Annotated in this window: 26 protein-coding genes and 1 pseudogene; 10 read left to right on the top strand and 17 right to left on the bottom strand. The window is 49.0% G+C overall.

Annotated features, from left to right (window positions below):
- Nucleotides 1-14 precede the first annotated feature (14 nt).
- On the bottom strand, nt 15-1,448 hold the full coding sequence (locus P4D80_RS25240) for an amidohydrolase (RefSeq protein ID WP_421656800.1): 1,434 nt from the start codon (nt 1,446-1,448) through the stop codon (nt 15-17).
- Nucleotides 1,449-1,695: 247 nt separating this feature from the next.
- Here P4D80_RS25240 and P4D80_RS25235 point away from each other — a divergent pair, with 247 nt between their 5' ends.
- The 7 genes and pseudogenes from P4D80_RS25235 to P4D80_RS25205 all read left to right on the top strand — a co-directional run bounded on the left by P4D80_RS25235 (nt 1,696) and on the right by P4D80_RS25205 (nt 5,347).
- Nucleotides 1,696-2,118, top strand: coding sequence for a hypothetical protein (locus tag P4D80_RS25235; RefSeq protein ID WP_421656799.1), 423 nt, complete (start codon nt 1,696-1,698; stop codon nt 2,116-2,118).
- Nucleotides 2,090-2,257 carry a hypothetical protein gene (locus P4D80_RS25230; protein ID WP_421656798.1) on the top strand — a complete coding sequence of 56 codons (168 nt, stop codon included), beginning with the start codon at nt 2,090-2,092 and terminating at the stop codon, nt 2,255-2,257. The genes P4D80_RS25235 and P4D80_RS25230 overlap by 29 nt, the downstream gene beginning before the upstream one ends.
- Before the next feature lie 278 nt (nt 2,258-2,535).
- Nucleotides 2,536-3,435 carry a DUF4394 domain-containing protein gene (locus tag P4D80_RS25225; protein WP_421656797.1) on the top strand — a complete coding sequence of 300 codons (900 nt, stop codon included), beginning with the start codon at nt 2,536-2,538 and terminating at the stop codon, nt 3,433-3,435.
- Nucleotides 3,436-3,937: 502 nt separating this feature from the next.
- Complete coding sequence (locus P4D80_RS25220) at nt 3,938-4,087, top strand: hypothetical protein (protein WP_421655398.1); 150 nt, start codon at nt 3,938-3,940, stop codon at nt 4,085-4,087.
- A 164-nt stretch (nt 4,088-4,251) separates the two neighbouring features.
- Nucleotides 4,252-4,887, top strand: coding sequence for an IS110 family transposase (locus P4D80_RS25215; protein WP_421656796.1), 636 nt, complete (start codon nt 4,252-4,254; stop codon nt 4,885-4,887).
- Between the two features lie 71 nt (nt 4,888-4,958).
- Nucleotides 4,959-5,030, top strand: a pseudogene (locus P4D80_RS25210) (hypothetical protein); the annotation flags it as partial.
- 53 nt (nt 5,031-5,083) lie between these two features.
- On the top strand, nt 5,084-5,347 hold the full coding sequence (locus P4D80_RS25205; protein ID WP_421659620.1) for a hypothetical protein: 264 nt from the start codon (nt 5,084-5,086) through the stop codon (nt 5,345-5,347).
- Nucleotides 5,348-5,563: 216 nt separating this feature from the next.
- Here the strand turns inward: P4D80_RS25205 and P4D80_RS25200 are convergent, their stop codons facing one another.
- The 4 genes from P4D80_RS25200 to P4D80_RS25185 form a co-directional block, all read right to left on the bottom strand.
- The gene (locus P4D80_RS25200; RefSeq protein ID WP_421656795.1) at nt 5,564-5,827 is read right to left on the bottom strand and encodes an anti-sigma factor; all 264 of its coding nucleotides are present in this window, start codon (nt 5,825-5,827) and stop codon (nt 5,564-5,566) included.
- Complete coding sequence (locus P4D80_RS25195; RefSeq protein ID WP_421656794.1) at nt 5,772-6,203, bottom strand: hypothetical protein; 432 nt, start codon at nt 6,201-6,203, stop codon at nt 5,772-5,774. Before P4D80_RS25195 ends, P4D80_RS25200 begins: the two co-directional genes overlap by 56 nt.
- 8 nt (nt 6,204-6,211) lie before the next feature.
- Nucleotides 6,212-6,805 (bottom strand): sigma-70 family RNA polymerase sigma factor, encoded by a 594-nt coding sequence (locus P4D80_RS25190; RefSeq protein ID WP_421656793.1) that lies wholly within the window; start codon nt 6,803-6,805, stop codon nt 6,212-6,214.
- Nucleotides 6,806-7,233: 428 nt separating this feature from the next.
- The gene (locus tag P4D80_RS25185) at nt 7,234-7,899 is read right to left on the bottom strand and encodes a CHRD domain-containing protein (RefSeq protein WP_421656792.1); all 666 of its coding nucleotides are present in this window, start codon (nt 7,897-7,899) and stop codon (nt 7,234-7,236) included.
- A gap of 56 nt (nt 7,900-7,955) precedes the next feature.
- Between P4D80_RS25185 and P4D80_RS25180 the strand changes: the two genes are divergently transcribed.
- Nucleotides 7,956-8,147: a hypothetical protein gene (locus tag P4D80_RS25180; RefSeq protein ID WP_421656791.1), complete on the top strand. Its 192-nt coding sequence runs from the start codon at nt 7,956-7,958 to the stop codon at nt 8,145-8,147.
- Here the strand turns inward: P4D80_RS25180 and P4D80_RS25175 are convergent.
- The 4 genes from P4D80_RS25175 to P4D80_RS25160 form a co-directional block, all read right to left on the bottom strand.
- Nucleotides 8,134-8,730, bottom strand: a complete 597-nt coding sequence (locus tag P4D80_RS25175) for a pyridoxamine 5'-phosphate oxidase family protein (RefSeq protein ID WP_421656790.1) — start codon at nt 8,728-8,730, stop codon at nt 8,134-8,136. The two genes, P4D80_RS25180 and P4D80_RS25175, sit on opposite strands and share 14 nt — an antisense overlap.
- 238 nt (nt 8,731-8,968) lie before the next feature.
- The gene (locus P4D80_RS25170; protein ID WP_421656789.1) at nt 8,969-9,658 is read right to left on the bottom strand and encodes an IS1 family transposase; all 690 of its coding nucleotides are present in this window, start codon (nt 9,656-9,658) and stop codon (nt 8,969-8,971) included.
- A gap of 121 nt (nt 9,659-9,779) precedes the next feature.
- Nucleotides 9,780-10,400: a glutathione S-transferase family protein gene (locus P4D80_RS25165; RefSeq protein WP_421656788.1), complete on the bottom strand. Its 621-nt coding sequence runs from the start codon at nt 10,398-10,400 to the stop codon at nt 9,780-9,782.
- Nucleotides 10,401-10,457: 57 nt separating this feature from the next.
- On the bottom strand, nt 10,458-11,141 hold the full coding sequence (locus P4D80_RS25160; RefSeq protein WP_421656787.1) for a DJ-1/PfpI family protein: 684 nt from the start codon (nt 11,139-11,141) through the stop codon (nt 10,458-10,460).
- A gap of 102 nt (nt 11,142-11,243) precedes the next feature.
- Between P4D80_RS25160 and P4D80_RS25155 the strand changes: the two genes are divergently transcribed.
- Both P4D80_RS25155 and P4D80_RS25150 read left to right on the top strand, forming a co-directional pair.
- A complete protein-coding gene (locus tag P4D80_RS25155) occupies nt 11,244-11,807 on the top strand; it encodes a TetR/AcrR family transcriptional regulator (RefSeq protein ID WP_421656786.1) in 564 nt (187 codons plus the stop codon).
- Between the two features lie 241 nt (nt 11,808-12,048).
- Nucleotides 12,049-12,642, top strand: a complete 594-nt coding sequence (locus P4D80_RS25150; protein WP_421656785.1) for a protoglobin domain-containing protein — start codon at nt 12,049-12,051, stop codon at nt 12,640-12,642.
- A gap of 2 nt (nt 12,643-12,644) precedes the next feature.
- Here P4D80_RS25150 and bcsA read toward each other — a convergent pair whose 3' ends face one another.
- The 8 genes from bcsA to P4D80_RS25110 all read right to left on the bottom strand — a co-directional run bounded on the left by bcsA (nt 12,645) and on the right by P4D80_RS25110 (nt 25,782).
- Entirely contained in the window at nt 12,645-15,146 is a 2,502-nt protein-coding gene (gene bcsA, locus P4D80_RS25145; protein WP_421656784.1) for a UDP-forming cellulose synthase catalytic subunit, read from the bottom strand.
- 333 nt (nt 15,147-15,479) lie between these two features.
- Nucleotides 15,480-17,684, bottom strand: coding sequence for a cellulose biosynthesis cyclic di-GMP-binding regulatory protein BcsB (locus tag P4D80_RS25140; protein WP_421656783.1), 2,205 nt, complete (start codon nt 17,682-17,684; stop codon nt 15,480-15,482).
- Entirely contained in the window at nt 17,681-18,856 is a 1,176-nt protein-coding gene (locus tag P4D80_RS25135) for a glycosyl hydrolase family 8 (protein ID WP_421656782.1), read from the bottom strand. The genes P4D80_RS25140 and P4D80_RS25135 overlap by 4 nt, the downstream gene beginning before the upstream one ends.
- A gap of 412 nt (nt 18,857-19,268) precedes the next feature.
- Entirely contained in the window at nt 19,269-20,534 is a 1,266-nt protein-coding gene (locus P4D80_RS25130) for a glycosyl hydrolase family 8 (protein ID WP_421656781.1), read from the bottom strand.
- Nucleotides 20,534-22,918, bottom strand: a complete 2,385-nt coding sequence (locus P4D80_RS25125; RefSeq protein WP_421656780.1) for a tetratricopeptide repeat protein — start codon at nt 22,916-22,918, stop codon at nt 20,534-20,536. Before P4D80_RS25125 ends, P4D80_RS25130 begins: the two co-directional genes overlap by 1 nt.
- Nucleotides 22,915-24,426, bottom strand: coding sequence for a hypothetical protein (locus P4D80_RS25120; RefSeq protein ID WP_421656779.1), 1,512 nt, complete (start codon nt 24,424-24,426; stop codon nt 22,915-22,917). Before P4D80_RS25120 ends, P4D80_RS25125 begins: the two co-directional genes overlap by 4 nt.
- Before the next feature lie 293 nt (nt 24,427-24,719).
- Nucleotides 24,720-24,911 (bottom strand): hypothetical protein, encoded by a 192-nt coding sequence (locus P4D80_RS25115; protein WP_421656778.1) that lies wholly within the window; start codon nt 24,909-24,911, stop codon nt 24,720-24,722.
- A gap of 124 nt (nt 24,912-25,035) precedes the next feature.
- The gene (locus P4D80_RS25110; protein ID WP_421656777.1) at nt 25,036-25,782 is read right to left on the bottom strand and encodes a hypothetical protein; all 747 of its coding nucleotides are present in this window, start codon (nt 25,780-25,782) and stop codon (nt 25,036-25,038) included.
- Nucleotides 25,783-26,125 lie beyond the last annotated feature (343 nt).

Genomic DNA, 26,125 nt, shown 5'->3' with positions numbered 1-26,125 from the left:
ATGCTTTTCTTGCATCATGCAGGTAAGCTGAGTACAGAGCGGTAGTGGGCTTCCACCTGTTTAACGGATTTTAACTGGCGATCGCTCACCCACTGACTGCGCTCAAACAACGATCGCCGCAAGTCATCCACAGAAATGGTGGTAATTTGGCCGCTGGCGATAATGCGGTTGCCTCTGACCCAAGCGCTATCGACCGCTTGAGTAGGACGGCCCAGAACCAGAAGCCCAATTGGGTCAGTGCGTGGCAGCAGGGATAGATTCGTCAGATCATACAGCACCAGGTCTGCCTGTTTCCCGACTTCCAGAGAACCAAACTGGTTTGTCATCCCCAAACCTCTGGCACCACCCAACGCTGCGATTTCGACAGCCTGGCGGGGAGTGATCCAGTTTTGGTAGTCAAAGTCTGTAACATTGTGCAAGATAGTACCAATTTTGATGACTTCCAGCAGATCCTGGGAATCGTTGCTGGCGGAACCGTCGCAGCCAAAGGAGACGTTGACTCCGGCTTGCAGGTATTTGAGGATAGGGGCAATGCCGCTACCTAGGCGCAGGTTACTGAGGGGATTGTGAATCACGGTAGACTGGGTTTCCACCAAGGTTTTGATATCCGTTTCATCTAGCCAGACGCAGTGGGCCAGGGAGGTGCGGGGACTAAGGAAACCAAGGTGTTTCAGGTGGGTGACAGCACTACAGCCATACTTTTCCTCCGCCAGCATTTGCTGGGCTTTCGTCTCCAGCAGATGGGTGTGGCGGCAGAGTTGGTGGCGATCGCTCAACTCAATACACCCTTCAAACAGGGCATCAGAGCAAAGCTGTATCCCGGTAGGTGCGGTCATAATCTCAATTCCTTCCTCTGGACGATGGAATTGTTGCACTATCTCCTGCATCAGCTCCAGCGTTTCCTGGGTTGAGCGGACGTAGGGAAGATGCTCCTGCGGGTTGCCACCGGAAGGGATGCTGGCTGTCAACGATTCATCTTGAATCAATGGACCAACAAAGGCACGGATGCCAATTTCCCGATAGGCGCGAATGGCGGCGGCGATAGTTTCGAGTTCGCGACCGGGAATCATCACCAGATGATCAACCACACAGGTGCCACCCGACAGCAAGATTTCTGCTGCCGTTCCCAGGGCACTCAGGTAAACCTGTTCTGGATCAAGTGGGGTAAAGTCGTAAAGCTCCGCAATCCACAACTCCAGCGGAAACGGCGGAATGGCTCCCCTCTGCCACATCTCTGAAGAGTGGGTATGGGCATTGACAAAACCTGAAAGCAGAAGCTTGTTGCGACCATCAACTGGCGTTCCTACCACTTCCAGGGTAGGGGCGATCGCCGCAATTCGCCCGTCAACAATTTGAACATCAACCGTTTCGTAGCCATTTTCTACCGGGATGAGTGCGCTTTGAATGGTAAAGTTCACAGGTTTATCCGTTTTTTCGAAATTAATCATTGCTGTAGTGTAAATGTATTTTAAGAATTCATGCTCAGAAGTCAAAGAACTGCTACCCATAAAGTCTGATTTATGAAGACTTAACAATTAGAGCTAGGAAAATTAAAGATTTGACCGGGTTTGAGGTGAATAAGGTCTTCATGGGTGGAGTATCGGGAGGAACCTACTACCCCTCTATTTTTCAAACTCTCAAACTCTCAGACAGTTGCTCTCCTTTGGCATTACGCAACTATTCATTGCAGCCTTGATGTTCATTTTTACACTGCTGATTAGGCGATGGCTGATTCGTGATTTTGCTGGAGTCATTGCTGCAGTCATTAGTGATTTGCCTACCATCCTGACATTTTTGGCAGTGACGTTGGGTTTGACTGCGATCGCCATGATTGCCTGGAACATTTACATAGCACTCAAAGTGAAGTCACTGAAATCCCTGGCTCATCTGCTGGATGAGGTGGATCGATATAACGACGTAATTCAAGCAGTAGATGTGTTAGATCAGCTGGAAGAGGTTGGAAATACCAGAGTTGCACTGAATCGGGAACAGGTTCTGGAAGCCCTCACCATTGCCAGAAAGAGCCTGGTGTGTGGACTCATGACTGAGCGCATTCTGCGACAAAACCGAAAACTGCTCGCCCGCGGGTATGAGCTTTTTTACCAATATCGAAAATAACTTGATCGCCCTCAAAACCCTGGAAGTGAATCATCAGGCGAGTGAATACGCAGAACTGCTCAGTGAAGCCCTTCAAATTGGGGTGAGTGTACATCAGGAAATGCAGGGTCCACTTCGGCCTGTACGGGTACATGAATAGTATCAATTGATACCTGGAAGCTCTACCGTATCGGTGGAAAAATGCTATTGCGATCGTAATTTGGATTGTGAGAAAGGATTCCTGCGGAATCCTTTCTCACACAAAGCCTCTCAATCTCACGACTGATTTAGGACTGCGATAGTCAGTCGTGGTGTTGATAGAACAATCAAAATTTAGCATTTTGAGAAGAATCTCAGCATTTAGTATTGATGTGAGTATACATCCAATTGTTTATTCAACTCGTACCAAGGCCGTACACATCTGAGGATGAATGAGCAATGAATTCATACGCCAACCTCAATAACACTCTGCGCAATCTTCTACAGCAGAATAGCAGCCCAATTCGTGATTTAGTTAAGCAATTAGAATCAGGCTTAGGACTTGAGCTTGATGACGTTATTCGTAAGGTATTGATTAATCTTGGAAAGATTCCTGATCCAACAACTGCTCAATTTGTGGGGCTCACGAAAGACAACAGTCTTGCATTCTTGAATGACAATAAGCTTTCAAATGCTACTACTGTAGATGTGACTGGATTGCAATATGGTGAAACTCTCCTGGGAATTGATTTCCGTCCCAATACTGGACAATTATTTGGTCTGGGTAGCAGCGATCGCCTCTATACGATTGATGTCATGACTGGAAAGGCTACTCAGGTAGGTAGTGGCACCTTTGCTATTCCGCTCAATGGCACTAAGTTTGGCGTTGACTTTAACCCAATCGTCGATCGCATCCGTGTTGTAAGTGATGCTGGTCAAAACCTGCGCCTTAACCCGGACACTGGCGCAGTGGTAGATGGCAACCTGATGATGGATGGAATTCAACCCGATGGCAATTTGAATGGTGCAACCCGTTCAATTGTGGCAACCGCATACACCAATAATTTCACAGGTACCACCACTACCACTCAATACAGCATTGATGCTGATAAAGATCAACTATTCATCCAGGCTCCACCCAACAATGGAACCCAAACACTGGTTGGCTCCCTTGGAGTTGATTTCAGGGCAAGAGCAGGATTCGATATTGCCTTCAGGAATGGAACCAACGTGGCATTTGCCACCTCTAATTCATCGTTCTATTCGGTTGACCTGAATTCGGGTTCAGCCAGTCTTCTGGGCACCATTCGAGATGGAGTGAAACCCGTCAACCTGATTGGTTTCGCCGCCGCCGCGTAGAGGAGGGATGGAGGGATGGATGGAGTAAAGAAACCTCAGAGGGTGTTCTAGAAATGGGGCTCTGGCTCCTCGAAACCCTGATTCCCTCGCCCCCCTTTCCAGGATTGCCACAAAAAATTTGACAAACCCCTCACCCGATCACCCTATTCCCCGATCACTCCCTCACATCTCTTCCTCACTTTCACTAATAACTACACAACTCCCCTACGACCCTGTGATCATGATGGGTAAACCGATGTGTTTCTGGGGGGCTTTGGCATCTTCTATCGTGACGGCGACTTTAGTAACGAACTCTTTGGAACGAAATGTTTTCGGTACAGTGATTTATGGGGAGACGGAACAGCGCAAGAGAGGAGACGACCATGCAGTGAGCGACCGGCAGATGTCTACTAACATATTGCTTCGCTCCTCTCATGCAGCTCGCTAAGAGCCAGAGAAATGGTAATTAGGAAAAGAGACTGGGCTAGGGATTGAGGACGACCATCCAACGTCAGACAGCCGGATGTCTACTAACATATTGCCTCGCCTCAACCCTGACCGGCTTCCTTTAACGAATTCTCAGGGATTGCGTGGTTTTCACACCTTCCATAATCTCTTCGCTCAGAAGCAGGCAGCCCAGTTCCTGACAACAAACTATCCCCAACTTAGCTGATGGAAAGAACCTTTGTCGCCTACATCGGCATCGACTGGTCAGATCGTAAACACGACATCTGTCTGTATGACCCCGAGAGAGCGCACAGCGAGAATACAGCGTGATCGGCACTCAACCGCAAGAGATTGCCAATTGGGTTGCGACCTTGCAACAGCGATACGGCAATGACCCAATCGCCATCTGTCTGGAGCAAAAGCGAGGACCCCCTGATTTACGCACTGTGCCAGTACGAAAACCTAGTGCTGTTTCCCATCAATCCGCGCACAGTCTCCAACTATCGGCGAGCCTTTCAGCCCTCACGCGCAAAATCAGACCCCGTGGATGCTCAAATTCTAATTGAGCTGCTGCTCAAGCATCCTGACAAGATTCCTCCGTGGCAACCCGCATCTTGTGAACTGCGAGCCTTGCGGCAGTGGAGTGAATCTCGCCGCATGCTGGTGGGCGAGAAGGTGCGGTTGACCAATCGTATGACCGCTGCGCTGAAGAACTTCTACCCCCAAGTGCTGGATTGGTTTGAGGATAAAGATACTCAAGTGTTTTGCGACTTTATGACTCAATACCCTGATCTCCACTGCGCCCAAGCTGCCTCGGCTGAGGAATTGACTCAGTTCTTCCAGTCTCATCGAGTCATTCGCCATAGCGCCATTGAACGGCGCATTCACCAGATTCAAACCGCTGGTACCCCGCTGACAGAAGACCCAGGCATCGTCAAACCGATGCAATGGCTGGTGCAAACGCTGGTGATTCAACTCAAGGCACTCTTGCATCGACTCGATGAGTTGAATCAAACGATTGAGTAGTTGTTTCAGTCTTTGCCAGATGCGGCGTTTTCGAGGCTTTACCAGGAGCAGGCCCCCATTTAGCCCCTCGATTGCTGGTTGCCTTTGGTGATGACCGCAGTCGCTTCGGCAACGCCCAGGCGTTTATGAGCTATATCGGCATTGCACCGGTCAAAGAAGAGAGTGGCAAGAAACGCTGGACGCACTGGCGCTGGAGTTGTCAAAGTTTCTGCGGCAGTCCTTTGTGGAGTGGGCTGACCAGTCGCGGCGACACTCATCGTGGGCCAATGCGTTCTATCAGCAGCAGCGGCGATCGGGCAAAAGTCATCCCAAAGCGATTCGCGCTCTGGCGTATAAGTGGGGACGAATTCTCTGGCGCTGCTGGCAAGACCGAGTGCCCTATGACGAAGACCGCTATCTGGCAGCGCTCCAGCGGAAGAGGTCGCCGTTAGCGGCGATGCTAGTCCCAAAGCCCAGTTGAAATGACTACTACAGCAGGTGAGTGCGGCAATTCTACGGCTTAAGTCACGCTAAAAGACACACGACAGTTCAACGAATGGAACGTATTTAGGAATGAAATATTGAATGCAATTTAGCCAGCTTTAGGATGGCTTATGGTCTGCTGCGTTTTGAGTCTGTGCATCAATTTACTCGGTATCTTTTCACAGTTGACTGTTGACTCCGTCTCCCTCAGGGCCTATGTTTGGGAGAAATTGCCGCGATCGTCTACTTGAAAAACTTCAGTTAAAATTGCCTTTTTCTCGTCTTTTGTAAATGGCGCATTAGGTTCCAAAACGGTCCACAGGGCATAAACTTTGCCAGGTGGTAAAGGAGGTAGATTTTTCACTTCCAACGTTGCTTCTAAATTGTTGGGATTAACGACTACGACAGCGGATGCATTACTTTCAGTCTTGGTTGCAGCCAGGGCATAGGTGAGAACGGCGTATTTTTTGTGTTTCAACCTGTGCGCTTTTTAGCTCCTGTCCGAGATGATAGTTGTTAATTCCCAGGGCAATGATGACGGCAGCGGCGGCAACTTCCATTAAGCTGCGCCACGGCATCCTTGTTCGAACCCGGGGATTGAAAGCCGCGGGGGGCTCTGGGGTTGCTGAAATAACCTGATCGAGTACGGCTGAACGCAGATGGGCAGGGGGTGGTACTTCAGGTGGGGCGTAGGACATTTCCAGCGCGTCTTGCATCCGGGCAACTTCTTCGGCTATTGCTAGATCTTCTGCTAGAAGACGCTCAAATTCTGCTGCCTCCTCAGGGCTAAGGTCACCCAGGACATACCCCGCAATTAGTAGCTGTAACTCTTCCGAAGGCATTGACGTTGCCATAGCCGTAACTACTTAGTGAAACGTGTGAGAGATTGGCGCAGTTTAAGTAGACCTCTACGGGCTCTCGCCTTAACCATACCCAAAGGAATTTTTAGCCGTTCAGCAATTTCTGACTGGCTAAGACCATCGTAATAAGCCATTTTGAGAACTTGCTGCTGATCATTTGACAATTGTGCCAGCGCAGTCTTAACCTCCTGGGACTGTTCATGCTGAAATACGTGTTCGAGTGGTGCATTGGATGCAGTTTCCAACTGACCTGTAGGTCTCCATCGATTTAATAACTCACGGGCACTGGTCCGCGATCGCAATCGGTCAATGGCTCGCGATCGTGTCAAAATCGTCAGGTACGTTCTGAGCGTTCCCCGTTTGGGATCATAGGAACACCTCCGCGCAAGGGTCAGGAAAATATCCTGAGTTAAATCCTCAGCCTCTTGAGAATTTTTCAGGGCATTGAGAGCCAGTCCGTAGACTAGTCCAGCGTGGCGATCATAAATGACACCCAGCGCAGCATTCTGACCATTCCTCAATGCCAGAAACAATTCTGCATCAGTTTGGCTGGACAGAGGGGTGTCTGAACTGCCTGATCTCTCAGAATGCATCATGCATACCTTGGGGAGGGTGCTTACGGAAGATTCCTGGATTTAGAGTAGACCCATCCTTGAGATGAAAATACAGACATCTCCATTGGTTGGAGAGGCCGCATTTCGCAGCCGAAACGGAAAGGTGCCCACGTTCAGGTGAATTGAACATTAAGGACGTTCCAGGAACGTCTCTATCACGAAATTAGTTACAGATCTAACAGATCTAGTAGATCAAAACAAAAGTTTTGAAGGGGGTGGAGGAGGTGCCCCCCTTCTGGGGGCGAAGCCCCCACTCCCCCATGTTGCAAAATTTAGTGTTTGTAGCACTGGTGGTCTGTCAAAGTTAATTTGACAGGTGGTTCAAGCTGAATGGTTTGATTTGAGTTAAATTTTAAGGGTCTTGAACCTACAAAATTTTCCTGATGGAACACTGGCACAGGATCTCCAGCTTAGATTTGCCGAAATACACCCCGTAATTCTCCTGCACGATTTTTCTTGGTGTGAATATCAACGTACAGTTTGCCATCGGCCAGTGCCTGAAGTTGCTCGCTTGTCAGGGTGTACTCTCCCATAAATCGACCGCCTATCCCCGTTTTATTCACAACCACAGTCAGAGCATATTGAAAGGGGCCATTTTCGGTTGGTGCACCCCGGTGAATATGAACTGCGGAAGTAATGTTCGGGTTGGGAGGATTCAGCGGATCAGTGGTGTAATCTCGCAAAGCGCTGGTCAGACTACCAAAGTCTCCCCGTACAACCAGGCGATCGCCCATCAGCACGGCTCCCGCAACTCCTGTCGCAGAGGTCGATGGTGGGTTGGGAACAATATTGTTCTTAGTCAGAATAGTAACATAGCGCTGCATTGAGCTGTCCGACATGCTTTGAGCCATTAGTACCGATTCTGCTTCTTGTAAATCTGCCATTAAATGCTGATTAATCGGTTGTTGCATCTGTCCAATCTCTAAGGATCGGGATGGGAAAAGCTCTATACTCTCAGGTTGGGCAGGTACACTCCAGGCAACGTTGCTCAGGGGCAGATTGGAAACACCTACAATTAACATACAGGTAATAGCCCCCAGTAAAAAATTGAAAAGAGTCCGCTTTGTTGTGTTCATAGAAGGATTAACCGCTCAAGGTAGGATTCAGCGATTAATATGAGGATTTTGATGATTTGGATGCATGGGTACTAAAAACCTTCGTTATACCGATTGAAACAATTTTGACGGTAGATGCCTTAGAAGAAGCCAGGAGTCGGAAGCCAGGAGCCAGAAGTAGGATTTATTCTGACTCCTGGCTTCGGCTTTTCAAAGCCCTGTCTGGCGCATTTGAAGCGCAAACTGCTATTACATTCATTGCTGACTGAGTTGTGCTTCTAACTGGGTAATTCGTTCGTGCAGTGGTGCAAGCATGGCTTCTACTTCTGCCTCCGAATAACGGATGGGAATATGCTGAGGACAGTTCTGGCTCCAGGCATCAATTTGAAACAGAATGACTCGCTCAATCTCTGCCTCGTAGCCAGGAACCTTTAATTGCTCAATCAAATTTGGATCATCTTCTACGATCCAAGCCCGTCCCCAAACTTTGATGCGTTTCCGATGACGATAATCCATCAAAAATATGAACGCTTTGTCATTGTCTTCAAGATTGCCAATCGTAATGTACTGGACATTTCCTTTGAAATCTGCAAAGCCGAAAGTTTTCTGATCCAGAACCCTTAAAAACCCCGGTTGACCACCTCTGAACTGGATATAGGGATAGCCATTCGAGCCAACGGTACCTAAATAAAATCCATCCTGTTGAGCAACGAATTCTGCCAGTTCCGGAGTGACTGTATCGTTCGGAGGACCATTCTTTTCATACCGCTCATAAATTTCCCGTGAGCCTCGTTTTTCTTGGGCTGCCTTCACTGTGGGAGTAAAGGCAATTCTGGCAAATTCTCTCGGCATTGCATTCTCCTGTTAAGACTGGTTTGAATCTGGTAGGTAGGTAGTCATAATTACTTCGTAAGGGGGAGTAGGGGCTGCGCCCCCAGGCAAGGGGCTTCACCCCCTCCACCCTTGAAATTACCCTTAGAAATTACCTTGAATTTAATTACCTAGTGGTCTGTCAAGACTATTTTGAGGGTTTTCAACCCCTCGAAACACCCTGGAAATGGATTTTAGGCGTTGCTGAAACTGTAATGATTTAAGCTGGCAAAGGAACTGTCCAATCCTTCAAGGAGTGAAGCAGCAAACGAAGGGAACATTTCAGCATTGCGACAGACTTAGAGTAGCACAAGGTCTTGCGGTGCAACCGTGCCAAGTAGTGCCGCAGACGAGTGTTCTCCCCCTCCACGCGAGTCATGTAGGTTTTGCTCACAATCTGGTCGCCCTCTTCGATGAACATCGGGTAGACTTTCCATCCATCGGTGATATAGAAGAAGCATTGCCAGCATTTGACCATTGACCACAGCCACTTGAATGTTTCCGCACTGCGGTCACCAATCACCCACGCCAAGATTCCGGCTCTCTTATGATTAACCGCTGTCCAAATCCATAGCTTGTTGCGCGTATTGCCTATAAAGGTTTGCAGTTCGTCCAAATCAGTGTTCTCTGGAATCTCCTCTACTTCTGGCGCATCCCGCAATTGGTGTCCTGCCGCCCGAATCCAACGCAGAATCGTCGTGTGATGGATTTCGGTGACCCGTTCGATGCCTCGCAGTCCCATGCCGTTGAGGTACATCTTGATGCACAATTGCTTCACCTCATTCGAATAGCGCCAAGGATAGTAAGTTGCAAGAAATTGCCGACCACACTGCTTGCACTTGTAGCATTGTCTGCCTCGACGATGCCCGTTCTTTGCCGTTTCAGTTGAATTACATTGAGGACATTTCATCCTTCTATAATGCCAAATTGTGCATTACCCTTGCAGCAACGCCGGATTTTATAGATTTGAGATACCCTTCAAATCTATCCTGACGGACTACTAGCTACTTATACCAGCCAACTGGTTATTGCTAGCCGACCGCAGCAGCGGTTTCGATGCCGGGCATTCCAGTAAAACTCGGAAGTTGCTTAATCCGCTCAATCCAGGCAAGAATGTTTGGGTAGCTGTCCAGAGAGATTTCGCCATCGGGTGCAAGGGCAATGTAGGGAAAGGTGGCAATATCGGCGATCGTGGAACGTCCGCATTCCAGCCATTCTCGATCTGCCAGATGGTTATTGATCTGGGTCAAAATAAATTCAGACCTCTGGATTGCCCGTTCTAAATTAATGTTGGTCGCTTTAAACAAGTGGTATAACCGGGCAGATTCCGGTCCCTGACGGATTTCACCTGCGGTTATAGAGAGCCAGCGGACGACTCGACTCAGGGGTTCTGCTGCGATCGGTAGCCACTCCTCTCCTCCGTACTGACGAGCGAGGTAAACCAGAATTGCCTGGGCATCTGCTATGGCAGTATCTTCATCTACCAGGACTGGAACCTGTCCAAAAGGGTTGAGTGCCAGAAATTCTGGTTTTTTGTGAGCTCCTGCCAGCAGGTCAACCTTCATCCACTCATAGTCCAGTTCCAGTAGGGATAGCAATAATCTGGCTTTGTAGCTGTTACCCGATAGTTCGTGACCGTAGAGGCGAATCATTACTTAATGCTCCAGGTAAGGGTTGAAATTTGTAAACAGGTGTAGAAAAGCAATCGATTAGCGAACTTCGGTTAATGCCATGTCTTTCGCAAACTCAATGTCATTTCGATAAACCGCATAGGCCTGGTCATATTCCATTGTGTGGGCGACTTCAGAAATGAAGGTTTCGTCGTATCCTGCACGGCGGAGTAGATGAAACCCCATTTCCATACCGGATGCAATCCCCCCTGCTGTAATCATGCGTCCAGCGTCCACAACCCGGGCACGGCTGATCCGGCAGGCCGGTGCAATCTCTGCCAGCCGGTCAATGGGCACTTTGCCCATCGCAGAAGCTTCCAGGCGATCAGGCTCTTTGCGGTTGGTTGCAGGCAGTCCATCCAGCAGACCCATCTTGCCGTAAATCCAGGAACCTGTACAAACGCTAGTCAGCAAGCAGGATTCTGGCAATTGGCGAATGAAGGCATGAAGGTTACGATTGTGCAGTTCTTGCCGGGTACCAAAACCACCGGGAATCAGAAAAGCATCCATTGTTGCCTGGTCAGCAAATCCGTAGTTTGGCAGTACAGTGAACCCTGCCTGCGCCTGCACCGGACGCAAGGTTTCCGCCACAAAAAACACATCTAACTCAGGATCGAATCGACGAGCAACGGAAAACACCCCGTAAGGTGCGGCAAAATCAACAATCTCAGCATCTTTGAAAAGATAAATTCCCAGACGAAATCCAGCAATCGTTGAGGGCATGAATCAGAGCTCCTTGACTTGTACCGAATGTTCGGTCTAGAATTAAATGTACCGAACGTTTGGTATAGTGTCAATCATGAAATGATGACCTTTTGCTGGTAGATGTCGAAAGAGGAAATTGTGGTTCAACTGGTGGAGGTGTTTCGGCGGCATGGCTATGAGGGGGCCAGCCTGTCACACATCTCAAAGTTAACCGGGTTAGGAAAAGCGAGTTTATATCACCACTTCCCTGGCGGAAAGGAGGAAATGGCGAAGGCTGCACTTGATCACATCGATCGCTGGTTAGAAACCACAGTTTTGAAATCCCTCTCCAGTCAGGCAAAGCCTGTTGAGAAGTTGCAGCAAATGTGTGATCAGATACAAGAGTTTTTTGATGAAGGGCGGAAGTCCTGTCTCTGGGCGGTTCTTGTCTTAGGAGAGTCCAGTGATGACCTTTTTCATAACCGAATTAAGCAAGCCCTCTCTCGCTGGATCGCGGCGATCGCCGCAGTTCTCCAGGAAATGGGACTGGATAAGGAAGAAGCCCGCGATCGTGCAGAAGAAACCATTTTGAGAATTCAAGGTGCATTAGTTATGGCGCGAGGGTTGGACAGCATAACACCATTTCAGCGAACCATGAAAGCGATAAAAAGCGAGCTGCTGGAAATTGGAGAGAGGAGTAGTTAGTTGTTAGTTCTTGGTTGTTAGCGGTTAGTAGGTGAGGGGTAGATGAGTAGATGGGTGGATGGGTGGATGAGCGATAGGGTAATGGGGTGATAGGGTAGTTGTTCTTTACTCCCTCACTCCCCCTTCTTTCCTCTTTCTTCTTTCTTCTGTCTTCTGTCTTCTGTCTATCCCTAACCCCTACTCCCTAATACCTGACCCCTGTCGCTTCATTTATTAATTAACAAAACAGGAGGGCGTAGCCATGACAACGACTTCATCGATTCCTGGTTACACTTACGGTACGGAGACGGTTGCCCATTCACCAATTTCAATGGAAGAGTTTGAACTTCTTAAACAGACGGTGCTGTTTACTGAAGAGGATGAAAAAGCACTGCACATGGCTGGAGAGGTTTTACAAGATCAGCTTGAGGAGATTTTAGATTTGTGGTATTCCTTTGTCGGTTCCCATCCTCATTTAGTTCAATACTTCAGCACGCCTGATAAACAACAGATTGAGGAATATCTGGCAGCGGTTCGTCAACGTTTTCGCCAGTGGATTTTAGACACCTGTAACCGTCCCTATGATCAGACATGGCTCGATTATCAGCAGGAAATTGGTCTGCGGCACACCTATGCGAAGAAAAACCAAACCGATCGCGTTTCATCCATTCCTCACATTGGGATGCGTTACATGATTGCCTTTATTTATCCCATCACGGCAACTATCAAATCCTTTTTAGCCAGGAAAGGGCACAGTGCTGAGGAAGTTGAGAAGATGCACCAGGCGTGGTTTAAGGCAGTTGTTTTGCAAGATACGCTCTGGTGCTATCCCTATGCGAAGGAGGGATATTTCTGAAGCTAAATTGATGAAGGTTCTTCAGCGATCGCCCGCAACAACTTTCTGATTTTTCCTTTCTGCTGTTTATCCAGGGATTCAGGAAAGCTCAATTCCATCACCACCCGACTGAAAAAAAGATTGTCTTTTGAAACCAGGGCTGGACTGGCAATGACACTGACGGTCTGCACCTGAGCCAGAAGACTTTGGGGAGTGAAATCTTTTTCTCCGGTAAACAGTAGACCGATTAAGGGTTTGGTCTGCTGCAATTCGTCCAGCCTTAAATCCGGGTGATTCTCTAATTCCAGGCGGAGGTCGCGGCTACCCAGTTCAGTGACAGTCGCCTGGAAAAACAGGTTCTCCCAACCTTCCCAGTGGAGTTGGGCGGGCGATCGCACCTGTTTACGGACCTTGACTCCGACTTCCGGTTGAAATTCCTTGAAGACTCGAACAAGACTCGTCACAATAAATTGGAAAGACTGAAGTGGATTATCTTTTTCTGAACGTTTTTGGGAATACCATTCCTTCACATCCGAGTAAAGCACCACAATCAGGTCATCCATTTGAGTGCGGCTAGGATTGATAAATTGCACCGACAATAATGTTTGCAATTGGTTTGTTGCCACGCCACGTAAAATTCGTGCATCCACTAATGCTCGGGCACCAAAATCGCCCACCAGTTCAACCCGCACCTCATCGGGAATATTAGGCCAGACATCCAGTAAAATCTGAGCACCCGTTTCGCTGACATTCCGGGTTATCCCCGTCCAGCTCTGATTTTCGCTATGAATGATAGCCGTAATCTGGCGTGGCAGGCGATGGGATTGACGTAACTGGGGTTGCTCAAATGCAACCAGGCAGGCTGCAACAACCAGAAACAGATTAAACATGCACCAGAGCGCATTAATCAAAACAGCCTGAGTATCCTGCGGACTGAGCAATAACCAGAACGGAACCACCAGCAGCGAAGCAGCCGACAAAACCCCCAGAATGAGAAGATAGCGAACACTGTCCAGATCAAAACTACGTTTAGTAATACTCAAGCCCTTGTCCGTTACATTGAATTTACCTAGTTTTGGATTAATTAACGCTAACAGAGTCACAATTCCAGCCTGAAATGATAATGCAAACTCATAAATCTCGTTCCAGAATGAGAATCGGACATGTTTATAGGGAATATGATTCGTTTGCATCGATAATGCAATATGGGGTAGAGCATAAAACAAAGTTTCCAGTCCTAATCCCTTAACTGAGTTGATCCCTAACAGCAAAAACAGCATGGGAGCCATCAGGTACATCAATCGAGGAAAACCAAAAAAGAAATGGGAAGTAGCACTGAAGTAGCAAAGCCTTTGTGATAATCGTAAATTAAGTTTGCGATTAAATAGGGGATTTTCCAATCGCAGGATTTGAGCCATTCCCCTGGCCCAGCGAACCTGCTGCCCAACATAGGAAGAAAATTTTTCGGGGGCTAATCCGGCAACCATAATCTTGTCATAGTAAATGGTTTCGTAGCCGAGGGAATGGAGCCGCAGAGAGGTATGGCAATCTTCTGTAACCGTTTCAGTTGCAATTCCTCCAATCCCCAGTACATAGTCGCGTCGAATGATCGCTGCGGAACCACAAAAAAACGCAGCATTCCAAAAATCATTTCCTTTTTGAAGCACCTTATAAAACAATTCATTCCCAACGGGTATCCGTCCCGAAGTCAGCAAGTTGCGCTCAAAAGGGTCGGGGTTATAGAACCAGTGGGGAGTTTGCACTAGGGCAACCTGCGAATTCAGAAAGAACCCAACCGTATCCTGCAAAAAGCGGCGGGCCGGAATGTGATCACAGTCAAGAATGAGTACCAGATCCCCGTAGGTTTGCTTGAGCGCATTGTTAATATTTCCAGCCTTCGCGTGGTCATTATTGTCGCGGGTTATTAGGATGCAGCCTAACTCTTCACACATTTGCCGCAGAGCTTCCCGCCGCTCCCGATACTTCTCAGCCCGACCATCATCCAAAATGTAAACCTGCTTTTTGTCCGCCGGGTAATCAATGGCTAAAGCTCCCAGAGCCGTTTTACGGACAATTTCTACTTCTTCGTTATAAGTAGGAATATAGACATCCACAGAAAACCATTGCTCTTTGGGAATAGTAGAAAGATCAGTTGGCTTCCGTTCCTTAATTTTGAGGGTTTGAAAGTAGGAAAGCCCTAATGTCAGAATAGCGTACAGTTCTGCCGTATAAAGTAACAAACAAAAGATGGAGTCAAGCCAGGAATCAAAGTTAAGGGTGTAGAAGGTGCGGTAATAGAGATAACGAATGGTTGCGATCAGACTCAGCATCATCAGAAGCAGATGCAAGTATTCGCTGGTGCGACTGTTGTTCTGTCGTTCCTCGGTGCGGACTAAAACCAGTCCGATCGCGATCAATATTCCTGCCAACATTCCCTGTTGCCAGATCGCAAGGCGTGTAGTCACTAGGGGAATAAACAACCACATCAGTGCCCCCATCAGAATTACCAGATGACGACGTCCCAAGCCCCCTCAGCAGAATATCAAACTGGGATGGCAGCTCATTTACAAGCCAGCTTGAGAGGCGATCGTAGTTTAAGTAAAGTCCGTTCATTGGAAGGTTGCTAGTTGTTAGTTGTTAGAGGAAGTGAGGGGCGAGGGGATAGGGGAATGGGGGGATAGGGTGAGGTTTCTTGACTCCATCACTCCCCCACTCATCCAACCGTTTAGTAACGCGGAAATCGTTTCAAATAGGTTTGAAAGACGCCATAAAGGATGAGAGCCGCCACAATTGTGGCCGGAGCAAGAATAAACCAGCTTTGACTCAATGTTCTAAAAAACTGATCAGAGGGGCTGAGTTCAGAGACTTGCTGTTTTTTGCCGGGCGCGTTGTAGAAATTCCAGATTGTATGCCTGCGGATCGTAAGGAAGTGGTTCCTTGCTGTTGGTGCTGATGAGCACGGTGTCTTCGCGCAGTTGGAAAAACAGGTCATCCCGGCTAAACAGATCACGAACTTTGTCTAAACCTTGCTCTGTCTGACCACTTAGGGCAAGCACAACCCGCTTTGGATTCCAGGGAGAAATCATCTGTTTAATGACTCCTTGTTCGTCTGGTAGGGTTTGGAGTTTGCTCTGGTCACGCTGGCGGGAGAACAGGTCTTGCAGGGAAAAGTCTTCTGCTTTGAAGACTTCTGGCAGGGGAAAGGTTGGCTGGGTGCCAATTGCAATCCAGTGGCGTTCTTCTTTCTGGGGCTCAGGCACCTGGTTGATCCGATAAACATCCAGCTTGACAGAATCGGCACGGCTAATGCGTCCTAATCGTTCAGCCAATTCCAGCAGTAATAGCAAATCGGATTGAGTGGGTTGATTGGGAAGGGCGATCGCCGTCCTGGAAAGATCCTGCGGTGCCGCAAAGGGGAATCCAAACTGAAGTAGCTTTAAATCCGGTACCTGCGCTTGACTGCTCCGCTTCAGTTCAAATTGTGAGTCGGCATGGACAGTACCCCAAAGTTGCTGATCCGTTGCCCGGTTGCACGATCGCCGTTCGCGCGGGTCTAATTGAAATCGGACCTGCAATTTAGAGTTCGGCTTGATTCGGTCTTCTGGCAAAGTCACTTTCAATGTTTCTCGAACACCGCCATTTTCAGAATCGAGCCGCCGACCCGCTAGGGGAAAGCCATCGAGCTGAACTTCCAGTAAGGAGTTGAGCGGGTTGACCTGGGGACTGTAGCTGTAGCGGAGATAAACCACATTACCAGGATTGAACTGGTCATCCGGTAGTGCTCTGAAGTCATATTCAATCACTGGAGCATCAGCACCGCGTACAGTAACATCATCAATCGGTTGATTGTTGAACCCTTTCAGGTCTTTGAGTTGAAAGCTATTGGCAGACGGCAAATACCCAGGCCAATCCCGTGGGTCGGGGGCAGGCACCTCATCCACCTGTTTAACGATGATGACCCGCCCGGTGCCCAGTTGGCGATCGCGAGCCTGCACCAAAAACTGCACCGCCTTTTTCACTCCCTCCAGACTGTTACCTGTTGCTACCAGAACAGGATGGTTGCCATCGGGAGAGGCGGCCATCATTAGAATTCCTGCATCCGAGGGTAATGACTTTTGCTTCTCATCCCGAAACTGCCCATGCTTCAGCGGCAGAGGTAAATTCAAAGACGCTAAAGCTGGTTGGGTTTTGGGCGTACCAACAATAATCAGGCGTTCGTTGGGCTTCAATTCATCAGGCGACCTAAGCAGGCGCGTGTCTAGTCCCCGGAATTGGGCAAACCGACCAATGGAAGTTTGCAGACGCGTAGTTGCTGTCAGCCAGGACTCTTCAACCTGTTCTGGTAATAGATAAGCAATCAGATTAGGTTCTAAGCTTAAATTATCGTAAATAGGATAGGGATAGCGGTTAAAGTTGAGGGCGATCGGTTGAGGCTGAAAGTTAAACACCAGCTTGGAATCGGGCAACACCTCTGTCCACAGTGAAGGGTCAAAGGGATCTTGAGTGCAGGTGGGCGAATTGTTTTGCAACGCCGCAATTACTACCTCGTTGTAGTCCTGAATCAGTCGCGGTGGGATGTCAAAGATGGCACTTCCTAATTCCCCCTGTTTGCGGTTCAATGGCACACTGCCCACACTGGTACCATTGATCAGCACCGTTAGATTGGAGCGGGTGGCATAAAGGGCTGCCGAGTGACGAAATCGGAGGGAAACCTTGACAGATTTGGGGTTCCAATCACGCGGGCGGGTAAAGCGTAACCGGGCCTCGTCGTAAATGCCATTCAGGCGTAACCGATTTCCTACTACCGGGCTACGGTTGAATTCCAGTACATACTGACCCGATGCCAGCGGTTTTACTGTGGCGTCGGGTGGGGCAGGCAGGGGAGCCGTTGATGGGGCCTGGGGTTCCAGGGGAGGCGTCGTCGAAGACTTGGGAGGAGGCACTTCGGATGGTTCAGCCGATTCACTTTGAGCCTTAACAAAAGGGGACGTCCAGCTCAAGGCGATACCCGTGCCAATGAGGGACAGCAGAGCCAGGTAAATTGCGAATGGGGGACGTTTCATAGGCTAGGAGTGGTTGTTAGCAGAGATTTGAAGGAGGCGGGGGGGAGCAGGGCAAACCAGGCGAGATTCTGGGTATAGTAGGCGGAGTCGTTGTCCCAGAAGCCGTTGCGGTATTGGGGATGGAGTTTCTGTTGATAGAGCTGCTCTGCCAGTTTGGGGTCAATCAACCGAAAGGCGGTGTAGAGCATGGCATATTGGGAGGTCGCTTCGTAGGTGACAGTAGGCCGACCCTGGAGCGTGATCCGTGCAGGAATTTTCTGTTGTGTGCGCCAGAGCTGTTGCAGATGGCGGGTATTTTGCTGGAGATACTGTTTGGCGCGTGGTTCCTGAAACCAGATGGCATCCAGTGCTATTCGCCACCACACCCGGTAAGCGTCAAAGCTATATACACTTTTCAATGAATGGTCGTCTGGCAATGGTTGGAATTGTCCCGTATTGGGATTGAGCACAATCCAATCGCTGGGTAAACCAACCTCTGAAACAGCAGATGAATTTTCCAGGGCACGGTAGCTAGTGTTGACCAGTTCCAGCCAGTTGTGGTTGGGGTCTACCTCTGCGAACAGGCGGAAGGCGTAGGGCGCAAAGTAGGAAGGATTGAGGATAAGCGTATCAGGCTGATTCCAGAAGGCATCTTTTGGACCTGGCATGAGATAGGGACTGCCATCGGGTAGTACAGCGATCGCCTGATTCCACAAATCATTCAGCTTGACACGGGCTTTATCCAGATATGCGGGGTTGTTCCAGCGACGAGAGGCCAGGATCAGGGCGGTAATGGCATCAATATCCGCATCACTGGCAAAGTTGCGGTCCTGAATTCCCCAACTGATTAAGCTGGTACGTCCCCATTTCCAGGCCCAGAGGTGATCAATGACCTTACCAGCAGAATCTTTACGGGCAAGGTTATTTTCTGCCCAGTTAAGGGTGCAGGCAAAAGTTTCTGGATCATTGATCAGTACAGCCCGCAGCATCGCGTAAGCCTGCCCCTCAGAGGTCGTGCGATCGTCCGCTTCTCGGTCTATCACTCGTCCATCGTGTTGGATAAACCGCTGGTGGTAAGCAATCCAACTTTGCTGGAGTAACTGTGCATGGGGAGTGAACGGAGGTAGAGACAGACGAGCTGAAGTTTTCTCAGAGTTTGAGCATGGATTTGAACAATGGGAAGTTTGTCCCATTGAAGGGACAAAGAAACAGGTCGCGAAACTCAATAATGAACTGAAAATTCCAATCAAAAGAATGTGGGGAGAAACCAATCTTCGCACTGAGCGAATGGAAAAAAAATGCAGCAGCATGAAGGATTCGGGGACTTTAGATTCGCGATGTTCTAACGGGTGCTAGGGGTAGATGTCAGGAGTTAGGAATATAGCGGTAGTCATTATGGTTAGGACGGGGTGCAGGGGTGGAACCCCTGGCTGGGGGCGAAGCCCCCACTCCCTCTCTAATTCCAATGTCCTAACGCACCCGCGTAGAGCTATAAACAAGCTGTGACAAAAGTTTTAGTGTCGCGGGCTGCCCTGATCTTTGTGGTGAGAGCATAAGTGGTGAGAGCATAAGACTTTCGTACTGGTAAATTGGCAGATATTTTAGCTATGGCTTCAGTAGCGGAGTTGGTGGTTTGGGAGCAAGCAATCCCAACCAGACCATGTTTTGAGTGCTGTAAGCAGAGTCATTATCCCAAAAGCCCTCTTTATACTGGCGTTTCAGCTTCATTTGATAAATTTGATTGGCGATTTCGGGGTCAGTCTGTCGCAAAGCAGCATAGAGCATGGCGTACTGAGAGGTGGTTTCAAAATCCACTAGCGGTTTGCCCTGCAGGTCGATTTGGGCAGAGATTCTTTGGTTGGCTTTCCAAAGTTGCTTTAAATAGGCAGTATGCTGCTTCAGATATTGTTTTGCCTGACGTGATTGAAACCAGGCTGCATCAAGGGCGATGCGCCACCATACACGAGCCGCATCAAAGCCATAAAGACTTTGCTGCGGGCCGTAGGTAGATACGGGTGAAATTTCACCTGTTGTAGAATCCAGCAAGATCCAGTCACTGGGCAAGCCCACTTCAGACACCTTTGCAGACTTATTCAAGATTTGATAACTGCTCTCTACCAGACTGAGCCAGTCATGCTTTGCGTCTACCTGCGCAAACAGACGAAATGCATAGGGCGCAAAGTTGGATGGATTGAGCAGTAACGTGTTTGGTTTACTCCAAAAGACTGAATCAGAAGTGGACAGAAAATAACGCCTGCCTTTAACAATCTCTGTTGAGAGTTTCCACAGGTCATCCAGTTTGGCACGGGCGATCGCCAGATAGCGCGCACAGTTCCAGCGACGAGAAGCCATAATGAGTGCGGTCGCTACATCAACCTCAGCACCGCTCACAAATTTAGGATCTAGAATTCTCCATTCTTTTTGCTCCGTTTGTCCCCACGACCAGGCCCAGAGGTGGTCAATCCGTTGGCCTTTGGCATCTTTACGGGACAGGTTATTTTCACCCCAGGTCAGTACCCGGGCGAAGGCTTCGTGGTCGTTGATCAGTACCGCCCGGAGCATGGCATAGGCCTGTCCTGCGGAGGTCGTTTGATCGCTCACTTCTCGATCAATCGTCCGCCCGTCGGTCTGAATAAATCGGTCTTGAAAAGCCAACCAGCTTTGCTGCAATACTGCATTAGCCTGGGGCAACTTCAAATCTGCGACCTCCTGAGCAGATGAGGGGGATTGCCCAGGGCAGTAGTCAGGGATTTGTCCACCGGGTTGATTGACGAAAAGAGTCATTTTGGGCAATTGCAGGGAGTAACAACCTGTCAGATTCAACAGGAGCAAGACTCCAAACAATTGTTGAGCTTGAATAGATTTTCCCATTAGTAACGCTCCCATGAGGGCTGGAACCCGCGTCTTCTAAGGTGGTCAACCTGTACGCGCTCAAGGCGATCGCTGAGGATGGAATCAGATGTGCCTTGAGTTTTCTGGATCTGTTCGGCCTGTTTCAGTTGTTGGATGGCAATCTGGGGGTGATCCTGGGCGAGGCTGAGTTCGGCCAGAATGCGGCGGATATCCCAATCGTTGGGGCGGAGGGTGGCTATGCGGATGTAAATGGTTTCGGCTTCGCGGTAGCGCTGCTGCTGAAACCGCACCCCACCCAATGCCAGCAGGGCATCCAGGTTGTCCGGTTGACGTTGCAGAATGGTTTGATAGGCATCCGCTGCTTCATCGAAGTGCCCCAACGTTTGGGCGAGTTCGCCTTTAACAAAATAGGCGGTGAGGTTGTTAGGATTGCGCTGCAAAAGCTGGTTGATCTGCGATCGCGCCTGCTCAGGATCACGCATTGCCAGTACCTGAATGAACCGACGCTGGACGGCTAGGTGATCGGGATTCATCTTCAATAACCGACTGTAAAGAGCTTCTTGCTCAGGAGCAGGAGGCAATGCCCCAACTAGGCTAAACAATTCAGGTGGCGTTTCACCCGCTGAATTCGCTAACCATTGATTTAATACGGCTTCTGCCTCTGTTACTGATAGACGTTTGGCCTCATAGGCGATTGCCGTTCTGCCCAACTGGGCCCAGGTTGCAGTAGGATTACGATTCAAAATCTGGTCATAAATTTGCAGCGCATCCTCCATGCGCCCCTGGGCCTGACGGACACCTGCCAAACCTCGCATTGCCCCAATCAGCAGCGTGTTTGAAGGATTGGCGGAAATCACAGATTCATACCGTTGAGCGGCCTTATCTAACTGGTTTTCCCGCCGTTCAATTTCGGCAAGCAACAGTTCCGTTGCCAGGTCTTGCGAACCGATCGCCGTTGCCCGATAGGCGGCCAGCGTTTGTTTGGCCGCATCCAATTCACCCATTTGCATCTGCATCTGCGCCATTCGGAAATTCAAAAACGGAACATCGACTCCACTTTGAACGAGTTCCTGATAGACAGAAAGCAGTTGTGGATCGGGGGAATCCAGCTTTAACAAAGCCTGGGCCAGCAATCGACGTTCCGCCTGTACTGACGGCAGGGGTTGCAAAATCACCAGGAGTTGCTGAGTTAATTCAGAGCGGGAGATGTGCCCCACCTGCTGCGCCAGAATCAGTTGCTTAATTTTCAATGGAGAATTGGTTGGCTGTTGTTGAATCGCCTGCTGATAAAGCTGCAAAGCTTCTGCCTGGAAAAGGGATGCTTCACTCATGACATCGGCAACTTCAACCACCAGCCCCGGCGATGGTTCTGGTGTTTTTGCCAGTACTTGACGGTAAAGTGCGATCGCCTCCTGATACATTTCCCTATTTCCGGTTGAGCGGGCAATGGCACTCAGCGATCGGGCCAGGGGTAACGCCGCTTCTGGCCGATTCCGTAAAGGAGCCAGAACTGCTGCCACCTGTTCTGGCTGGTTGTTGGCTTGGTAGGCTGCGGCCAGAGCCGTGCGGAGTTCAATGGTCAGAGCATCGAATGACTTTCGCTGGTTGAGTCGAGTTTCCAGGATTTGAACGGCCTCGGCTGTCTTACCCGTCTGCCGTAAAGCCTGAGCATAGGCCGTGATAGCAGAGTCGGGAATCGTTTTACCCAAATTCTGATAGCGTTGAAATAGCGCAAGTCCCTGGGAATAATCACCGCTGTAGGTATAGATTTGGGCAGCCCCCAGAATGACATCGGGTTTGGGGTTGGTTTGCAACAGCAGTTGGTAATCCGCCAGTGCTTCTGAAAACCGCCCCTGATAGCCATATAGCAGTGCCCGCTGAGCACGAACCTCGTTATCGTTGGGGGTAGCTTGCAACAATTTCGTTAGCGCTTCAATGCCCTGAGCCTGCCATTCTGGGCGGTAGCCACCGAGTAAGCCTATAGCTTTTAAGGCTGTGGGCTGATTCGGATCTTGTTGCAAAACTTGCTGATAGGTTTGCCAGGCATTGCTGTCCTGCCCGGCTCGTTGATAAGCGATCGCCAATCCCAATCTGGCCTCCAGGGAATTAGGATTGCTGCGCAAAGCTCGTTGGAATGCGGCGATCGCATCATTCACCCAGCCCCGATTGAGCAACACATACCCTTCATTAACCGCAGGGGAAGTTGTTTGGGCGGATGCCGGAGCGTTGACCCAAACGCCTCCCATCAACAGGCCGATTGCCAGGTTGAATAAGAGGAAAAAGGAAGCCGGAGAAATGAAGACCTGTAACCGGCTTCTCCCGCTTCCTTGCGGTGACCGACACGTCTGCGAAACACTTTCCCGATACGTGGAAGAGTTGTGGGATTCATACAAGCCGCTCATTCAAACAACCTCCCCAGGACGTTAAATTCGGTTTTAATACGAAACCCTATAATGGTTTCTGAAAACTGATTGCGCTCTTGAAAAGTCACGCCAACCCGCAAGAATTTGGCGAGGGGAATGTCGTAGTAGACTTCCAGCACATCGGGAATTTTGTCATCGCGATCGCGCCGCAAATCGTCATTCGACAGTTGCCGACCGTAGGCAATCCCCAGGCGATCGTTGCGCGTAAACAAATCCAGGCGAACCATCCCAAAACTGTAGGTTGTTCCACCTTCGCCTAAGCTGACGTTGTTATACCAGCCATGACGGGCAAAAAAGCCCAGCTTGAGGCTAGGAACATAATATTCAGCATTGATGCCAAAGGCATTTTCACGATCATCATCCAGTACCCCAAACCCGCCCGGACGGGGAAGGGAATAGATTTCCTCAAATCCTGTGTCCTGGTCAGAGTCGCGGGAAGTGACAAAAGTGCTACGCAGAATGAAATTGCCGGTGCGAAACCCCGCTTCGGCAGCAAACGAATCCAGGGAAAATCGTCCCAAATTGCGCCGGGACGAAAAGCCTGCTGCTTTAATTTCAACATTGTCTGTAACGCTCCAGTTCAGCAGTAGCCCTGGTCGAGAAGCCAGCCCTGCCGCACTCAAGGCTGGATTTGTTTGAAAGGCACGATTGAAAAAGTGGCTGGCTCCATCCTTTGCAAAACTGTTGCGGTCAAAATAGGAGGTTAGATCCATCAGTCCGACCACAAAGCGCAGCCCCGGCAATTGCTCAAACGGGGCGTAGGCAAAATAAAGTTCGTTGAGCCGCAATCCAGTTCCAGGAGAGTCAGAAAATGCATCTCCAGTGGTCAAATCAACCACTGCACCAAACAGCGCCGTTGGACTGACTGGATAAAGGGCATTCACCCGTCCCCGTGCAGAAGATTCATTGCCCTGGAGTACATAGACGCCCTGGAGTTGAATTGAAGGCTTACCCAAAATTTCGCTTCCCTGCCGACGAACATTTGAAAGGGGGTTGGACGGGCTTGAATTATTGGGTGAATTAGGAGATTCGGGATTTTGGGCGATCGCCCCCAAATTTAAGTTCCCGCCAGTTCCAGCTAAGTCTACCGACTGAAGGCGGGGTTGAATAACTGTTGCATCCACACCAGGCTGGGAGACAGATTGCTCCAGCACTTTCATTTGAACAGCATTCTGACTAAACTCACCCAGTTGATCACGGCTCAAAAGTGGTTGGCCTGAAAGGGTAAGATCCTGAACAACAGGTATTTCAGAAAGCGTTAACGTTTCTGTGTTCTGATGTTCCCAGGTGTTCTCCTCTTCTCGTAAGGCCGATTGAACGGGTGTTGCTAGAGCTGCATTACCGACTAACGTATTTAATACGCCAGCAGAAATGACACTCAACCAGAATAAAAAATATAAGTAAGGCGATCGCGCAATTGCGAACTGGCTTATTTGCCCAACATTCAAACCCAGTAGGCGTTCATTGCTATTCGTTTGTGCATTCATATCAATCTTTGGCAGCTACGCAACCCGATCTTCGATGGGTTGCAGGTTAGGGATGATCAGACATATAGCTATAGTCACTAAGCTTAGGAACGGGGTGCAGGAGTTCCACCCCTCCTTTAAACCCAATGTTCTAAGCAACCTGGCGACAGCCGTAGAAAAACTCAGGCAATGCTCAGAGCGGTTACTGTGGGCACCCTACGCATACCAAACTCTTAGGAGAGCCAGTTGGGCTGTTTCGAGAAAGGCTTGACAGTGCCAACTTTAAGCTAGTGCAGAATGGCAGAAATAACTGCTTAGTTGTAACGTGGATAGGTAGATGAGTGGATGAGTAAATGGGTGCTCATCCAGGCAACGGGCGGAAACCTTCTGCCATGAAGCACTAGATTCAATTCAAAGCTCTGGTGCAAGATGTTAGTCGATCGCTTCTGTCCAGACGAACAAGTTGCCAATCCCTGATCAGGTAACTGATTAACCCGAATAGACACTCCATAAACCCCTACCAGGTGTCTCCGGTTATTTCAGTAACCCTCTTTCCTTTCTAGTTCAAATCCATCAATTACAAATCAAGGAAAGACACAAATTGTATAAAAATAGTATGAACTTTAGAATTTACGCGACCAGATCGGGAGAAGCATTTGGTTCCCAAACCCAGATTGCGTAACCGTTTTTGATACAGGTAATTACGGCATGCTCTCCTCTTTGAGCCAAATTCGCCACAAAGTTGAATGCTTTATCCTTAGTTTTTTCCGCTTTGACAAAGCGGTAATAAAATCCATCAGCAAAAATTGCAGACAAGCTTTGTTCCAAATAGGGAACTCGAATTTGGCAGATTTGATAATGCGAGTAAACCTCCATCGGTTGAGTCTGGGTTGAACACGGCAAATCATGATGGTTCCATTCTGGATAGGTTGCAGAAAAGTTTTCGGCTGATGAGAATTCATTGGTTTCGCAACCTGGCTCTAAGTTGCCGACCAGGTCAAACTGACTATGTTGGAAATCGGTTTCTTGATCAGCCTGTAATGATTCGGCTAGATTGAGTGCCGCCGCCTGCATTTGCAGAGCCTGCATCTTTTTAGCTTGTTTTGCTTCATTCCATTTCTGCAATCGACGGATGGCTTCAACCGTGGCAATACTGGCCCCAACGCTAACAATGACTGTGAATCCGACATAACGAATCATCAGATTTCCACGAACACCCAAAGATGTCGGCTTTAATTCACGATTTCCCATAAAAAGCACTTTGGCAAGCAGCAGGTTATCTTTTTGCGCGGGAAACGACAGATTTAGCGCCGAGAAGACCACCATAAACATCAAAACTGAGGGCAGCAGAAATTTCTTCAGGGGTGAAGTATTCATAACAACGACTTTTTGGGCTAGGAAAATAGAAGCGAGATGATGGAGAAAATAGCCCGACGCGATCGCGGCTATTCTATCTGTCTGTATGGCAGTCCTAAATCAGTTGTGAGATGGAGAGGCTTTGTGAAGAGTTCCTGCGGAACTTTTTCTCACAATCTAAATAGGATCGCTATACCTGGGCAGTCTGCACCTTCAAAATTGTCTGAAGTAATGTCTGAAATACCAATACCGCTTTGGTATTAGCGTCATCTATCATCAACTCTTAAAAGAGCCAGATGGCTGAATCAGGTGCAGGAAGCGGAAACACGTTCCTCAAAATCGCTCTAACACCTGTTTTATAAAA

It is taken from the genome of Leptothermofonsia sp. ETS-13 (genome assembly GCF_049200465.1).
Lineage (GTDB): Bacteria > Cyanobacteriota > Cyanobacteriia > Leptolyngbyales > Leptolyngbyaceae > Leptothermofonsia.
This window is presented reverse-complemented; position numbering and strand designations above follow the sequence as displayed.

Coding starts and splice junctions, on each gene's coding strand:
- P4D80_RS25230 (WP_421656798.1), top strand. CDS start 2,090: ATGAGCTTTTTTACCAATATCGAAAATAACTTGATCGCCCTCAAAACC.
- P4D80_RS25130 (WP_421656781.1), bottom strand. CDS start 20,534: ATGGGAAAATCTATTCAAGCTCAACAATTGTTTGGAGTCTTGCTCCTG.
- P4D80_RS25225 (WP_421656797.1), top strand. CDS start 2,536: ATGAATTCATACGCCAACCTCAATAACACTCTGCGCAATCTTCTACAG.
- P4D80_RS25175 (WP_421656790.1), bottom strand. CDS start 8,730: ATGCCGAGAGAATTTGCCAGAATTGCCTTTACTCCCACAGTGAAGGCA.
- P4D80_RS25135 (WP_421656782.1), bottom strand. CDS start 18,856: ATGGGACAAACTTCCCATTGTTCAAATCCATGCTCAAACTCTGAGAAA.
- P4D80_RS25120 (WP_421656779.1), bottom strand. CDS start 24,426: ATGAATGCACAAACGAATAGCAATGAACGCCTACTGGGTTTGAATGTT.
- P4D80_RS25185 (WP_421656792.1), bottom strand. CDS start 7,899: ATGAACACAACAAAGCGGACTCTTTTCAATTTTTTACTGGGGGCTATT.
- P4D80_RS25150 (WP_421656785.1), top strand. CDS start 12,049: ATGACAACGACTTCATCGATTCCTGGTTACACTTACGGTACGGAGACG.
- P4D80_RS25165 (WP_421656788.1), bottom strand. CDS start 10,400: ATGATTCGCCTCTACGGTCACGAACTATCGGGTAACAGCTACAAAGCC.
- P4D80_RS25195 (WP_421656794.1), bottom strand. CDS start 6,203: ATGGCAACGTCAATGCCTTCGGAAGAGTTACAGCTACTAATTGCGGGG.
- P4D80_RS25170 (WP_421656789.1), bottom strand. CDS start 9,658: ATGAAATGTCCTCAATGTAATTCAACTGAAACGGCAAAGAACGGGCAT.
- P4D80_RS25140 (WP_421656783.1), bottom strand. CDS start 17,684: ATGAAACGTCCCCCATTCGCAATTTACCTGGCTCTGCTGTCCCTCATT.
- P4D80_RS25190 (WP_421656793.1), bottom strand. CDS start 6,805: ATGATGCATTCTGAGAGATCAGGCAGTTCAGACACCCCTCTGTCCAGC.
- P4D80_RS25235 (WP_421656799.1), top strand. CDS start 1,696: ATGTTCATTTTTACACTGCTGATTAGGCGATGGCTGATTCGTGATTTT.
- P4D80_RS25125 (WP_421656780.1), bottom strand. CDS start 22,918: ATGAGCGGCTTGTATGAATCCCACAACTCTTCCACGTATCGGGAAAGT.
- P4D80_RS25240 (WP_421656800.1), bottom strand. CDS start 1,448: ATGATTAATTTCGAAAAAACGGATAAACCTGTGAACTTTACCATTCAA.
- P4D80_RS25215 (WP_421656796.1), top strand. CDS start 4,252: ATGACCCAATCGCCATCTGTCTGGAGCAAAAGCGAGGACCCCCTGATT.
- P4D80_RS25155 (WP_421656786.1), top strand. CDS start 11,244: ATGTCGAAAGAGGAAATTGTGGTTCAACTGGTGGAGGTGTTTCGGCGG.
- P4D80_RS25220 (WP_421655398.1), top strand. CDS start 3,938: ATGTCTACTAACATATTGCCTCGCCTCAACCCTGACCGGCTTCCTTTA.
- P4D80_RS25110 (WP_421656777.1), bottom strand. CDS start 25,782: ATGAATACTTCACCCCTGAAGAAATTTCTGCTGCCCTCAGTTTTGATG.
- P4D80_RS25160 (WP_421656787.1), bottom strand. CDS start 11,141: ATGCCCTCAACGATTGCTGGATTTCGTCTGGGAATTTATCTTTTCAAA.